Raw genomic sequence first — 14,083 nt, 5'->3', positions numbered from 1 at the left:
GACTCGTTCCGTGTCCTGTCGCGGTCCGCGGTCCGTGGTCCGCCCCGGTCCGTGGCCTGCCCCGGCTCGTTGCCCGTGTCCCGTCCCGTGGCGCGTCCCCCGTGCGGTGGCCGAGGGGCCGGCGCGGGCGGGCGACGCGAGGGTGGTCGAGATCCTCGACCGGCTCGCGTCGCACGGCGTGGCCGGGCAGGATGCTGCCCGTAGCCTTCCTCACCGTTTCAGCCGCATACGGAGGCCCGGATGACCGGCACCGCGCTCGCGCCCTTCACCGCCGACGACTACAGGGTCCGGCTGGAACGAGCCGCCCGCGCGGCGGCCGACGCCGGGCTGGCCGGACTGCTGGTGGCACCGGGGCCGGACCTGGTGTGGCTGACCGGGTACGCGCCCACCGCCGTCACCGAACGGCTCACGCTGCTCGTCCTCGCCGCCGGACGCGAACCCGTACTCGTCGTGCCCACCCTGGAGGCCCCGGACGCCGCCAAGGCGTCCGGCGCGTCCGCTCTGGCCCTGCGCGACTGGACCGACGGCACCGACCCCTACGCCGTCACCGCCGCCCTTCTCGACGACCGCGGCCGGTTCGGCATCAGCGACAACACCTGGGCCATGCACCTGCTCGCCCTGCAACAGACGCTGCCCAAGACCTCCTACGCCTCCCTCACCGAGGCCCTGCCCATGCTGCGCGCGGTGAAGGACGCGGCCGAGGTGGAACTGCTCGCGGCGGCGGGCGCGGCCGCCGACGCCGCGTTCGAGGAGATCCGGAAGCTGCGGTTCTCCGGCCGCCGTGAATCCGAGGTCGCCGCCGACCTCGCCGGCCTGCTGGGGCGCTTCGGACACTCCCAGGTCGACTTCACCATCGTCGGCTCCGGACCCAACGGCGCGAATCCGCACCACGAGGTGGGCGACCGCGTCATCGAGCGCGGCGACATGGTCGTCCTCGACTTCGGCGGCCTCAAGGACGGCTACGGCTCCGACACCACCCGCACCGTGCACGTCGGCGCGCCGACCGACGAGGAGCGGCGGGTGCACGACATCGTCCGCGAGGCCCAGGAGGCCGGCTTCCGGGCGGTGCGCCCCGGAGTCTCCTGCCAGGAGGTCGACCGCGCCGCCCGCGCGGTCATCACCCGGGCCGGGTACGGCGAGTTCTTCATCCACCGCACCGGCCACGGCATCGGCGTCACCACGCACGAGCCGCCCTACATGATCGAGGGCGAGGAGCAGCCCCTCGTACCCGGCATGTGCTTCTCCGTGGAGCCCGGCATCTACCTGCCCGGCCGCTTCGGGGTGCGCATCGAGGACATCGTCACCGTGACCGAGGACGGGGGCCGCCGCCTCAACGACACGACCCGGGAGATGGTCATAGTGGCCTGACCACCGGCAGTCCCCACCCCGCAACCGCAACGACACGGCGCGACGATGACCCAGGCACCGACACCCACCGCGGACACGGTCCGCAGACTGGTCCGCACCCTGCTCAAGGACGGCTCGGACACCGCCCGCGGACCCGAGATCCGGCCCGTCGCCGAGGGCGGCGAGCACTCCACCTGGTGGGTCGGCACCCGCCATGTGCTGCGTCTGGCCCCCGACCGTGAGGCCGCCGAGCGCCAGCGCCGCGAACTGCGGCTGCGCGAACTGGTCCGCCCGCACCTTCCGGTCGCCGTCCCGGCCAGCGTCGCGCGCGGCGAATGGGCGCCCGGGCTGACGTACACGCTGGACACCCGGATCACCGGCGGCTCGGCCGGCGAGCACGACGTCTCCGCCGTCGGCGAGGACGACCTGGCCGGGCTGTTCACCGGGCTGCGCGAGGTCCCCGTCCGGCAGGCCCGGACCCTCGGCGTCCCGCGCACCGCGCCGCGCTCCCTGGAGGCGCTGCGCCGCATGGCCGTGCACGCCGCCGTACGCCTCGGCGCCGCCGACGAGTTCGACCCCGCGCGGATGGCCCAGCTCACCGCGCCCGCCGCGGCCCAGCTCGCCGCCCAGCCCGGCACCGCCGTGCTCGTCCACCACGACCTCAAGGGCGAGCATCTGGTGGTGAGCGCCGACGGCCGGGTGCGCGGGGTCCTCGACTGGACCGACGCCGTGGTCGGCGACCCGGCCGAGGACATCGCCGGCGTCGCCGTCGCCGTGGGTTCCCCCGCCGCGGTGCGCGCCGCCACCCTCGCCGGCTACAGCGCCCGGCCCTGCCTGCGTGGCCTGTGGCTGGCCCGCTGCGACACCGTGATCCGCCTCGCCGCGCGCCTCGACGGCCGCGACGAAAGCCCGCTGCCGCTCCTCAGGTCCCAGCTGCGCCACGCCTGGGAGGCGATCCTGCTGGAGCGGGTGACGGAGTTCCGGGAGGACGCCGCGGACCCGGCGGACCCGGCTGACCCCGGGGACACCGCTGACACCGAGGACCCCGCCGACCCCGGGGACACCGGCGAGTAGGCGCCGTCCGGGCGCGGTGCCGTGCTCAGTGCTGGAACAGCACCGCGCACGACTCCGCGGGCACGTGCAGCAGCCCGTCCGCTCCGGGTGCCGCGACCGGTTCCCAGGCGGCCAGCACCTCGGTGGGACGGTTGCCGAGGGGGATCCGCGCAGGCTCCTTGGCGAGGTTGAGCGCCACCAGCACGTCCCCGCGCCGGAAGGCGAACCAGCGGGCCTCCTCGTCGTAGGCCACCTTGGTGTCGGCGAGGTCGGGGTCGGTGAGGTCGGGCTGCTCGTGCCGCAGGGCGGTCAGCCGGCGGTACCAGGCCAGCACACGCGCGTGCGGCTCGCGCCCCGGCTCGGACCAGTCCAGGCAGGAACGGTCGCGGGTCGCCGGGTCCTGAGGGTCGGGCACGTCCTCCTCCGCCCAGCCGTGCTCGGCGAACTCCCGCCGCCGGCCCCGTCGCACCGCCTCCGCGAGCTCCGGGTCGGTGTGGTCGGTGAAGTACTGCCACGGCGTGCCGGCCGCCCACTCCTCGCCCATGAACAGCATCGGCGTGAACGGCGCGGTCAGCGTCAGCGTGGCCGCGCAGGCCAGCAGCCCGGGGGAGCCGGCGAGCAGCGTGGACAGGCGGTCGCCCCGGGCACGGTTGCCGACCTGGTCGTGGGTCTGGCTGTAGCCGAGCAGCCGGTGCGCGGCCACCCGGGTGCGGTCCAGCGGGCGGCCGTGGTGGCGGCCCCGGAAGCCGGAGTACGTCCCGTCGTGGAAGTAGCCGCCGGTGAGGGTCTTGGCGACCGCCGCGAGCGGGGCCCGTCCGAAGTCGGCGTAGTAGCCCTGGGACTCGCCGGTCAGCGCCGAGTGCAGCGCGTGGTGGAAGTCGTCGTTCCACTGGGCGTCCAGGCCGAGACCGCCCTCCGCGCGCGGGGTGATGATCCGCGGGTCGTTCAGGTCCGACTCCGCGATCAGGAACGGACGGCGGCCCAGGTCGGCGGAGAGCGCGTGCACGGCCGTCGACAGCTCCTCCAGGAAGTGGCACGCGCGCGTGTCCACCAGGGCGTGCACCGCGTCCAGGCGCAGACCGTCGATCCGGTAGTCGCGCAGCCACGCCAGCGCGCTGCCGACCAGGAACCGGCGCACCTCGTCCGAGCCGGGCGCGTCCAGGTTGACGGCGGCGCCCCACGGGGTGTGGTGGGTGTCGGTGAAGTACGGCCCGAACCGCGGGAGGTGGTTGCCCGACGGACCCAGGTGGTTGTGCACCACGTCCAGGACCACGCCCAGGCCCAGCTCGTGGGCCCGGTCGACGAAGCGTTTCAGCCCCTCGGGTCCGCCGTACGGCTCGTGCACGGCCCACAGCGACACGCCGTCGTAGCCCCAGCCGTACCGGCCGGGGAACGGGCACACGGGCATCAACTCCACGTGGGTGACGCCCAGTTCCACCAGGTGGGGCAACCGTTCGGCGGCCGCGTCGAAGGTGCCCTCAGGCGTGTACGTGCCGATGTGCAGCTCGTACAGGACCGCGCCGGACAGCGGGCGCCCGGGCCCCTCGGCGGAGCGCCACGGGTACCGCGCGTGCTCGACGACCGCGCTCAGCCCGTCCGGGCCGTCCGGCTGCCGCGGCGAGCGCGGATCGGGCAGCACCGGGCCGCCGTCCAGCGCGAATCCGTACCGCGAGCCGTCGCGCGCCTCGGCCTCACCGGTCCACCACCCCTCCCGCTCCGGATCGCGCTCCAGCGCGCGCGTGGCGCCGTCGCACTGGAGCGTCACACGGCCGGCCTGTGGTGCCCACACCTCGAACTGCACGGACGGTTCCCCTTCGTTCGCTCACCGTGACGTAGCCCGTCCATGGTGCGGCACAAGAGATCAATCCGCTTTTGAATTCCCCCTTTCACGGTGGGTGTCGCCGGATCCGCGTGGCTGGTGTGCGTCGCCGTGGTAGCTGGACACGCGGGGTCGACTGACCGACAATCACCAACGTGACGTCGTCCTTCGAGTCCCACACGTACCCTGCGCGGCTCTCCGACGCGCAGCGCGACAAGGCGCTGAAGGTGCTCCGTGACGGCGTCGCGATGGGACGGCTGTCGCACGACACGTTCATACGGCGGATGGAGCTGGCCCTGGCCGCCCGCCGGCCGGACGAACTCGCCGCGCTCACCTCGGACCTGCGTACCGAGGGACGCGTCTCCCGGCTGGTGTTCGGCACGGTCGAGGCGGTGTCCGGTTTCAGCGTACGGCTGCGCCGCGCCTGGCAGGTCGAGCGGCTGCCCAAGCTGCTGCTGCCGCTTCCCGGCAGCGGTCACCCGTTGCTCATAGGGCGCGATCCTGCCAGCGGTCTGCGGCTGACCCACGAGACGGTCTCCCGGGTGCACGCCGAACTGCGCCACCAGGGCGGCATGTGGGTGCTGCGGGACCTCGGCTCGACCAACGGCACGACCGTCAACGGGCGGCGCGTGGTCGGCGCGGCGGTCGTGCGCGAGGGCGACCAGGTCGGGTTCGGGCAGGTGGCGTTCCGGCTCTCCGCGAACTGAGCCACACCGCCGCCACCGGCCCCGGCTCATCCGATACGGCGGGTCAAGTCCTTTTTCGGACGCTGGTGTTGACGTATCCGACAAGTCATGACTGACTGTGTGTACGCCATGTACATGTGGTGAAGCGTCGGCGCCGCACTGTGGAGGTGTGTCCTGCCGCCACTCCCGTGCTATCCGTCCGTGGACGAGCTGGGCGCGCACGCCGCCGCACTCGTCGCCCGCCGGCCCCGGGACGCCCGGCTGCGCCGCGTCGGAACCTCCCGCGGTGGCCTGCCCCTGTGGCTGCTCTCCGTCGGCCACGGCAGCCGCCAGGCACTCGTGGTCGCCGGACCGCACGCCAACGAGCCCGTGGGCGGGGCCACCGTACTGAGGCTGGCCGGACGCGTGCTGGCCGGCCGCGGCGGCGGCGCGGACGCCGACGTCACCTGGAACCTGCTGCTGTGCCTCGACCCCGACGGCTCACGGCGCAACGAGGGCTGGCTCAAGGGCCCTTACACCCTCGGCCACTACTTCCGGGACTTCTTCCGGCCCGGGTTCCTGGAGCAGCCGGAGTGGCTGCCCGACGGTGCCGCGGCCGCCGCGCTGCCGGAGACCCGGGCGCTGCTCGAACTCCAGGACGAGCTGCGGCCCTTCGTCCAGTGCTCGCTGCACGGCGTCGACGTCGGCGGTGGCTTCGTCGAGGTGACCCGCGAACTGCCCGGCCTCGCACGGCGCGTGGGGCACGCCGCGGCCCGGCTCGGCATCCCGCGCGAACTCGGCCCGTACGACCCCCTGTACTGGCCGCGTCTGGGGCCCGCCGTCTACCGGATCCCGCCGCCGCGCCGGAGCGGCCTGGCCGCCGCCATCACCGAGGCGGCCGTGGAGTCGACGTGGTTCCACCCGCAGCGGCACGGCACCGTGACCGCGGTCGTCGAAGCGCCCATGTGGGGTGTGGACGCCGTGTCCGACGGCTCGGCGCCCGCGGACCCGGACGGCGTGCTGCGCACCGTCAGCCGCGCCCTGCGCGAGGACATCCGGCTCATGGAACGGCTGCTGGAACGGGTCCGGCCGTACCTCGCCGACGTGCCGGACGCGGACCGGCTGCTCGCGCCGGTGGACGACTACCTCCTGGTCTGCCCCGGGCTCGCCGACGCGTGGGACCCCGACACCGACGACGGCACCCTGCGCCCGCTCCCGCCGCTGACCAACGCCCACCTGGCCGCGCTGCGCATCGCGGGGCGGCGGCTGGCGCTGCGCACCGCCGGACTGCTGCACCGGCTCGTGCGCGGTGCCGGGCACGACCGGGCCCGCGTCCTGCCCGAACTGGACCGGTTCATCGAGCAGGGATGCGCCGACTACCACGACAACCTGCGGGCGCGCTGGATACCGGTCGCCCGGCAGGCCGAGTACCAGACGCGGGTGGTGCTGGCCGTGTGCGAACTCGCCGGGCGGCACGCGCGCGTGCGCTCACGATCGGGTGAGCCGGGGTGGGGCACGCGGGCGGCCCTGCCGATACAGCGGGAATGACCCACCTCACCAAGGCGGCCACGACCTGCCTGCGCCGCGGTCTGACGGCGGCGGCCGCGCTCCTGCTCGCCGGCGCCGCCCCGGCCACGGCCGCCCACCGGCCCACCGGCCAGTCCGACTGGCTCTACGTCACGGTCACCCAGGGCGACGAGCGCTCCGGTCACGTCCGCGGCGCCCTGCTCCTGTGCGACCCGCCCCGGGGCCACGCCCACGCGGCCGCCGCCTGCACCCAGCTCCGCTCGTCCGGCGGCGACATCCACGGCATCCCCCACCGGGACGTCCTCTGCCCGATGGTCTACGCCCCGGTAACGGCCCACGCCCGCGGCCAGTGGCACGGCCGAACGATCCACTACACGGAGACCTTCTCCAACACCTGCCAACTGAACGCCCGCACGGGCGCCGTCTTCGCCATGGGCAACTGAGGCCCGACGCGCGGCGGTTGGAACGCCCACCGCGCACCCGGCACGCGCGCGTGCCCAGGGCGGGCTTCCGGGGGTGTGCCGCTGTCGTACGTGCGGCGCGGCGGCGGGCACGCCCGCTGGAACGCCCGGCCGGGCGATGCCATCGCCGTGGGTGGCGGTACGCGCGTGTGCCAGGGCGGGTGTGCGGGGGCCGCTGCCGTGCGTATGCGGCGCCGTGACGGGCGCCCGCTCGCGGGCTAGGGACTGTGGTCGGCACGGGGCGGCGCGGCCGGTGCGGGCGGCGACGGCCGTGTGTCCGGCGGGCGTGTGTGCTCAAGGTGTCGTCGGGGCGCGGGGCGCGGGGCGCGGGGCGCGGGGCGCGGGGCCGGCCGCTGCCGTGCGTGCACGGCGCGGTGGCGGGTGCTCGCTGCCGGTTCGGCGCAGGGCGGTGTGGTCCGGGTGGGTCAGGTGGGTGGGGTGCGGGCCTGGTGGGCTGTGGTGACGACTGTGCGGCTCTGGTGTTCCACCTGGTGTGCCAGGGGGACCCAGCGGGCGTGGAAGCGGTGGGCGAAGGACTCGCTCCAGGCGTTCACGAGCTGTTCCAGGTCCGGGGCGGCGCGGTCGTCGGTCTCGCGCAGGGTCCGCAGGAGCATTGCCGCGGCCCGCAGCGGCAGGCGGCGCCCGAACGCGTCCACGCTGCCGACGTACGCCATCGTGGTGTCCGCGGGCGGGGTGTGGATCCAGTCCGCGGCCAGTCCCGGCACCAGGCTCAGCCCCCACTTCGCCGCCCGCAGCAGCGGCCCGTCCGCCCCGCGCAGGCGCGGCAGCGCGTCGGTGAGGACCAGCTCCACCTCCCGCGCGTCCCGCAGCAGCCGGTGCGCGAGCCGCCGTATCGCCGCCGCCGGGGCGGGATGCGGCGCGGGGTCGTCCACCAGGTCGCTCGCCCACATCGGCACCTCCACGACCGCGGTCATGCCGCCGTACCGGTGCGGGCGGAACCAGGTGCTGTGCCGCGCGTCGTCCGGCATGCTCGGATACGCCGGGTCCGCGCCGCGCCCCGGCATCACCCGCACCCCGGGCCCCGAGACCGGCCAGCCCGCCGCGTCCGAGGCACCCGTCTCCACCGGGATGTGCAGCCGTGCCGCCGACTTGCCGAACGGCTCGGCGAGCCCGGGCACGTCCCGGGTCAACTGCACCCAGCTGCCGCCCAGTTCGGTGCCGTGCAGTGTCACCTGGAGGTAGGGCCGCAGCTCGTCGATCACCCCGGTCAGCGCCCGCGTCTCCGGCGGCAGCCGGTCGGGCGGCAGCACGGAGGGCGACCACTCCGGCTGCTCGGGCCCGGCGGGCCGGAAGAACCCGAGGTGGTAGTCGAGCAGGCTGCGTGGGGCAGGAGTGACGTGCAGACTCGCCCCGTCCGGGTCCGCGCACAGCAGGAAGTGCCAGGAGGTGTCCGCCCGCAACCGCTCCTCGCGCAGCACGCGGCGGGCGACGGCGAGGAGGGTGGAGCCGCCGGTGGGCTCGTTCGCGTGGGCGCCGGCGACCACCAGAACCGCCCGCCGGGCGTGCCCGACGGACAGCAGGTGCAGCGGTCGTCCCGCGCGGGAGTGGCCGACCTGCCTCAGTACACACCGGTCCGGCCGGTACGCGGCCAGCGCACGGGCGGAGGCGACCAGTTCGGGAACACTGGGGTAGCGCAACTCCGGCAGGAGACTCACCCCCGACCTGTCCTCCCGGCTTCGCATTCCGCAGTACCCCACGGACGCCGGGTCCTGTCAAGCGCGCTCCAGCAGCGCCACCGGCAGCCGCTCGAAGAGTTCCGCCACGAGCACGTGCCCCTCGAACTCCCGCCCCGGGGTGAGCGTGTCGGTCCACCGGCCCGGCGGCAGGGGCAGCCGGGTGTCCCGCCAGCCGCCCGCCTCCGCCAGCCGCAGCGACAGCCGGGTCACGGCCGTGACCACCTCACCGGAGCGCTCGAACGCCGCACAGTGGGCCGCCGCCGGCCCCTCGGCGGGCAGCGGGGCGTACGTCGCCGCCGGGCCGAAGACCTCCGGCCGGCGGGCGCGCAGCCGCAGCGCCGCCACCGTCACCGCGCCCTTGTCGCCCGCGTCGGCGGGCGGGAACCGCACCGGGCGCCGGTTGTCCGGGTCGACCAGGGCCCGGTACTCGGCCTCCGTGCCCTGGTACACGTCGGGCACGCCGGGCATCGTCAGGTGCACCAGGGCCGTGCCCAGGACGTTCGCCCGGATGTGCGGTTCGAGCGCGGTGCGCAGGGCGGTCACCGGCCCCGCCGGCGCCCCGCACGGCCCCTCGTCGACGAACCGCGCCACCGCCTCCTCGTAGACGGGCTGCTGCTCGGTCCAGCTCGTGTGGAGGCCCGCCTCCCGCACATGCTTCAGCAGCGCCTGCCGCACGCGTTCCCCGTCGGCGGGGCCGAGGCCGAACACCGTCTGCCAGGCCGCCCACGCCAGTTGCCGGTCCGGCACGCCCTCCCCGCCGCCGGTCACCTCGTCCAGCAGGTCCGCCCAGACGTGCGGGCACTCGGTGAGTACGGCCAGCGCCGCCCGTACGTCGGCGCTGCGCTTGGTGTCGTGCGTGGAGACCACGGTCCCGGTGACCGGCCAGTCGCGCTGCACCCGGGCGCAGTACGCGTGGAAGTCCTCCGGGGACACCGCCGGGTGACCGGGCTCGCCGCCCACCTCGTTGGCCGACAGCAGCGGCACGTACCGGTAATAGGCGGTGTCCTCGACGGACTTGGCGCGCAAGGCGGAGGCGGCCTGCGCGAACCGGGTGCGGAACTCCACAGCGCCGGGCCCGGATCCGGCCCGCCCGACGACCAGGTCGCGCACCACGTCGACGGCCTCGCCCTCCTCCGGCACCACGAAGGCGAGCCGGGCCTCCTCGGCGGCCTGCTCGGTGACCACGGACGCCGGGTCCACGGAGGCGTAGGGCCGGTAGACGCGGAGGCGGACCAGCAGCTCCCGCAGCGCGGTGCGCAGCGTCCAGGGAGCGCGGTCGCGCAGCGCCGGGTCCCGGGAGGTGGCGCACACCCGGTTCGCCACCCGGGTCAGCCGCTCCGTCTCGGCGGCCAGCTCGTGCGTGATCACCGTGTACGCCGCTCGTCGTACGGTCGCCTCCCAGTCCCCGCCGTGGTCTTCGCGCGGAGCGGCGAACCGCCGGTAGCGCCCGGCCAGCTCGGCCGCTCCGGCCGGATCGGTGAACAGGCCGTCGACGTGCCGCAGGGCGTCGTAGCCGGTGGTGCCCGCGACCGGCCAGGAGGCCGGCAGGTGCTCGCCGCCGGAGAGGATCTTCTCGACGACCGTCCAGCGCCCGCCGGTCGCCTCGTGCAGCCGCCGGAGGTAGGCGTCGGGGTCGGCGAGCCCGTCCGGGTGGTCGACGCGCAGCCCGTCGACCACCCCCTCCGCCAGCAGCTGGAGGATCTTGGCGTGGGTCGCCCGGAACACCTCCGGGTCCTCCACCCGCACCCCGATCAGCTCCGAGATGCTGAAGAAGCGCCGGTAGTTCAGTTCCGTACGGGCCAGTCGCCACCACACCGGCCGGTACCACTGCGCGTCCAGCAGTTCGGGCAGCGGCAGTCTCCCGGTGCCCTCGCGCAGCGGGAAGGCGTGGTCGTGATAGCGCAGGACGTCGCCGTCCGCCTTCAGCTCGCCGGCCTCCCGGCCGACCGGACGGCCGAGCACGGGCAGCAGCACCTTGCCGCCCTGGGCCTCCCAGTCGATGTCGAACCAGCGCGCGTACGGCGACGCGGGGCCCTCCCGCAGCACCTCCCACAGGGCGTGGTTGTACCGCGGGGCCATGGCCATGTGGTTCGGCACGATGTCCACGACCAGGCCGAGCCCGTGCTCCCGCGCGGTGCGCGCCAGCGCCCGCAGGCCCTCCTCACCGCCGAGCTCGTCGCGCACCCGTGTGGGGTCCACGACGTCGTAGCCGTGCGCGGAGCCGGGTACGGCCTGGAGGACGGGCGACAGGTGCAGGTGCGAGACGCCGAGCGAGGCCAGGTACGGGACGGCCCGCTCCGCGGCCGCGAACGGGAACTCGGGCTGGAGCTGGAGCCGGTAGGTGGCCGTGGGCACGACGGGCACGGGACGCTCGGGTGTCTCGGATGTCATGGAGAGCTACGTACCCGCCCGGCCGCCTTTGGTGTCACCCGGCCGCCATGTGCCCCGGGCCCCACGCGGGCGGGCGAGCGCCCTCGCCCGGACGGACGCTTGCCCCCACCCGGGTGGGGAGCCTGTTGTCGCCCGGGTGGGGGGGCGCCACGCCGGCTTCCGGGCCGGGGGGCCACGTCGGCTTCCGGGCCGAGGGTGCCACGCCGACTCCCTGCCCGGGAGGGTGGGCGCTGCACCGGGCGCCTCGCCCCGCCTGGGAGTGCTGCGCCGGGCTTCCGGTCTGGGGGGCCACGCCGGCTCCCCGCTGGGGAGGGCGGGCGCTGCACCAGGCGCCTCGTCCGGCCCGGGGCCCGGCCTGGGGAGGCGCCGAGCCGGCTTCGGCCCCGGGGAACGCCACGCCGGCTTCCGGCCGGGGTCTTACGTCGGCTCCCTGCCCGGGAGGGTGCGCGCTGCACCGGCGCCTCGCGCCGATCCGGAGCGCCACCCCGGTTTCCGGCCCGGGGAGCGCTAAGCCGGGCGTCGCAGTACCGTCAGGCTGCGGTCCGTCAGGGTGAGGCGTTCCCCGGCCCGCACCTTGGGGCCGGTGCCCGGCGGGACCGGGTCCGTGCGCGCGGTGTCCACCACCACCTGCCACTGGCGCCCGTGATCGACCGGCACGGCGAAGTCGAGCGGCTTCGGCGCGGCGTTGAACAGCAGCAGGAAGGAGTCGTCGGCGATCCGCTCCCCGCGCGTGCCGGGCTCCGAGATCGCGTTGCCGTTGAGGAAGACGGTCAGCGCGGAGGCCCGCGCCGAGTCCCAGTCCTGCTGGGTCATCTCCCGGCCCTCGGGGGTGAACCAGGCGATGTCGGACAGCTCGTCGTGCGTGCCCTCCACCGGCCGCCCGTGGAAGAAGCGGCGCCGCCGGAAGACCGGGTGGTCCCTGCGCAGCCCCGCCATCGCCCGGACGAAGTCCAGCAGTTCGCCGTCCTGCTCGCCGGGCTCCGGCCAGCGCACCCAGGACAGCTCGTTGTCCTGGCAGTAGGCGTTGTTGTTGCCCCGCTGGGTCCGCGCGAACTCGTCACCGTGGCTGATCATGGGCACGCCCTGGGACAGCATCAGCGTCGCGACGAAGTTCCGCGCCTGCCGGGCCCGCAGTTCGAGCACCCGGGGGTCGTCGCTCTCGCCCTCGGTGCCGCAGTTCCAGGACCGGTTGTGGCTCTCGCCGTCCCGGTTGTCCTCGCCGTTGGCCTCGTTGTGCTTGTTGTTGTACGACACCAGGTCGTGCAGGGTGAAACCGTCGTGGCAGGTGACGAAGTTGATCGAGGCCAGCGGGCGGCGGCCGTCGTCCTGGTAGAGGTCGGAGGAGCCGGTCAGCCGGGAGGCGAACTCGGCGAGCGCCCGCGGTTCGCCGCGCCACAGGTCCCGCACGGTGTCGCGGTACTTGCCGTTCCACTCGGTCCACAGCGGCGGGAAGTTCCCCACCTGGTAGCCGCCCTCGCCGACGTCCCAGGGCTCGGCGATCAGCTTCACCTGGGAGACCACCGGGTCCTGCTGCACCAGGTCGAAGAACGACGACAGCCGGTCCACCTCGTGGAACTGCCGCGCCAGGGTGGCCGCCAGGTCGAAGCGGAAGCCGTCGACGTGCATCTCGGTGACCCAGTACCGCAGCGAGTCCATGATCAGCTGGAGCACGTGCGGGGACCGCATGAGCAGGGAGTTCCCGGTGCCCGTGGTGTCCATGTAGTAGCGCGGGTCATCGGTGAGCCGGTAGTAGCGCGGGTTGTCGATGCCCTTGAAGGACAGCGTCGGGCCCAGGTGGTTGCCCTCGGCGGTGTGGTTGTAGACGACGTCGAGGATGACCTCGATCCCGGCCTCGTGCAGCGCCCGGACCGCCGACTTGAACTCCAGGACCTGCTGGCCGCGGTCGCCCCAGGAGGCGTAGGCGTTGTGCGGGGCGAAGAAGCCGATCGTGTTGTAGCCCCAGTAGTTGTTGAGGCCCAGGTCGACCAGGCGGTGATCGTTCACGAACTGGTGCACGGGCATCAACTCAAGTGCGGTGACGCCGAGTTCGGTCAGATGGTCGATGACCGCCGGGTGGGCGAGACCCGCGTAGGTGCCGCGCAGTTCCTCGGGCAGCCCCGGGTGCCGCATGGTGAGGCCCTTGACATGGGCCTCGTAGATCACCGTCTCGTGGTAGCCGCGGCGCGGCAGCCGGTCGTCGCCCCAGTCGAAGTACGGGTTGACCACGACGGACGTCATGGTGTGCGGCGCGGAGTCCAGGTCGTTGCGCCGGCCGGGGTCGTCGAAGTGGTAGCCGTACACCTCCTCGCCCCACCGGATCGAGCCGCTGATCGCACGCGCGTACGGGTCGAGCAGCAGCTTCGCCGAGTTGCAGAGCAGTCCGCGCTCCGGGGCGTACGGACCGTGCACCCGGAACCCGTACCGCTGTCCCGGCATGACACCGGGCACGTACGCGTGCCGGACGAAGGCGTCGCTCTCCCGCAGTTCCACCGCCGTCTCCGAGCCGTCGTCGTGCAGCAGACACAGCTCCACTCGGTCCGCGGCCTCCGTGAAGACCGCGAAGTTGGTGCCGGCGCCGTCGTACGTGGCGCCGAGTGGGTACGCCTCTCCAGGCCAGACCTGCATGGACAAGACTCTTTCAGGTGTGCGGCGCCGCGGGTGGCGCCTTGACTCCGAGTCTCCACGAAAGTCGGGGATGCGCCTATGACGCACGTCCGTGTGCCGAACCGGTGGGTTGGATGCTCCCCTCCCCGGAGGAGAGGGGAGTCCCGGCTCGGGCCGCCTCCTGGAGCAGCGCTCCAGGAGGTCTGCGCCCTCGGCACCATCCGGGTCCGGACCTGCCCGGACGAGGATCACGCGGGCGGAGTCCTTCCTTCCGGTGCGATCACCCCGATCGGCGGATGCCGGTACACGCGTTCGCTTTCGTCCGGCTCCGCCGGGCAGCCCCCAGGGCGCTCCGCGCGCCGGAACCCGGATGCGGCAGCACTCCGCGCCGCTGCCGCAGGACGCGGTTCCTGCCCGGCGTGCCCGTGGGTCAACGGGCTGACCGGCCCTCACCCGGCGGGGTGGCGGGCACGGGGCGTACGGCGCCGCCCGGGACGCGGACGGCGGCCGGTGCCGGTC

General features: G+C 74.4%; 9 protein-coding genes. 5 read left to right on the top strand and 4 right to left on the bottom strand.

Features of this window, described 5'->3' with window-relative positions; translation table 11 throughout:
* Positions 1–240 precede the first annotated feature (240 nt).
* Positions 241–1,368 (top strand): aminopeptidase P family protein, encoded by a 1,128-nt coding sequence (locus tag TNCT6_RS05580; protein ID WP_141357168.1) that lies wholly within the window; start codon positions 241–243, stop codon positions 1,366–1,368.
* Positions 1,369–1,413: 45 nt separating this feature from the next.
* The gene (locus tag TNCT6_RS05575) at positions 1,414–2,421 is read left to right on the top strand and encodes an aminoglycoside phosphotransferase family protein (RefSeq protein ID WP_141357166.1); all 1,008 of its coding nucleotides are present in this window, start codon (positions 1,414–1,416) and stop codon (positions 2,419–2,421) included.
* Between the two features lie 25 nt (positions 2,422–2,446).
* On the opposite strand, the gene treZ is transcribed toward TNCT6_RS05575, so the two are convergent.
* Positions 2,447–4,201 (bottom strand): malto-oligosyltrehalose trehalohydrolase, encoded by a 1,755-nt coding sequence (treZ, locus tag TNCT6_RS05570; protein ID WP_141357164.1) that lies wholly within the window; start codon positions 4,199–4,201, stop codon positions 2,447–2,449.
* A 173-nt stretch (positions 4,202–4,374) separates the two neighbouring features.
* Here treZ and TNCT6_RS05565 point away from each other — a divergent pair, with 173 nt between their 5' ends.
* From TNCT6_RS05565 to TNCT6_RS05555, 3 genes are all read left to right on the top strand, one after another.
* On the top strand, positions 4,375–4,926 hold the full coding sequence (locus tag TNCT6_RS05565; RefSeq protein WP_141357162.1) for a DUF1707 and FHA domain-containing protein: 552 nt from the start codon (positions 4,375–4,377) through the stop codon (positions 4,924–4,926).
* Between the two features lie 180 nt (positions 4,927–5,106).
* Complete coding sequence (locus TNCT6_RS05560; protein WP_253266032.1) at positions 5,107–6,432, top strand: M14 family zinc carboxypeptidase; 1,326 nt, start codon at positions 5,107–5,109, stop codon at positions 6,430–6,432.
* Complete coding sequence (locus TNCT6_RS05555) at positions 6,429–6,854, top strand: SSI family serine proteinase inhibitor (RefSeq protein ID WP_141357158.1); 426 nt, start codon at positions 6,429–6,431, stop codon at positions 6,852–6,854. The genes TNCT6_RS05560 and TNCT6_RS05555 overlap by 4 nt, the downstream gene beginning before the upstream one ends.
* Before the next feature lie 443 nt (positions 6,855–7,297).
* Here TNCT6_RS05555 and TNCT6_RS05550 read toward each other — a convergent pair whose 3' ends face one another.
* The 3 genes from TNCT6_RS05550 to glgX form a co-directional block, all read right to left on the bottom strand.
* Complete coding sequence (locus TNCT6_RS05550) at positions 7,298–8,548, bottom strand: M14 family zinc carboxypeptidase (RefSeq protein WP_141357156.1); 1,251 nt, start codon at positions 8,546–8,548, stop codon at positions 7,298–7,300.
* A 57-nt stretch (positions 8,549–8,605) separates the two neighbouring features.
* Positions 8,606–10,960: a malto-oligosyltrehalose synthase gene (treY, locus tag TNCT6_RS05545; RefSeq protein WP_141357154.1), complete on the bottom strand. Its 2,355-nt coding sequence runs from the start codon at positions 10,958–10,960 to the stop codon at positions 8,606–8,608.
* 507 nt (positions 10,961–11,467) lie between these two features.
* Entirely contained in the window at positions 11,468–13,585 is a 2,118-nt protein-coding gene (gene glgX, locus TNCT6_RS05540; RefSeq protein WP_141357152.1) for a glycogen debranching protein GlgX, read from the bottom strand.
* Between the last annotated feature and the right edge of the window lie 498 nt (positions 13,586–14,083).

The sequence above is a fragment of the Streptomyces sp. 6-11-2 genome, from assembly GCF_006540305.1.
In the GTDB taxonomy this organism is placed as follows: domain Bacteria; phylum Actinomycetota; class Actinomycetes; order Streptomycetales; family Streptomycetaceae; genus Streptomyces.
Note: the sequence above shows the minus strand (reverse complement) of the source record. Positions and strands in the feature narration are given on the sequence as shown.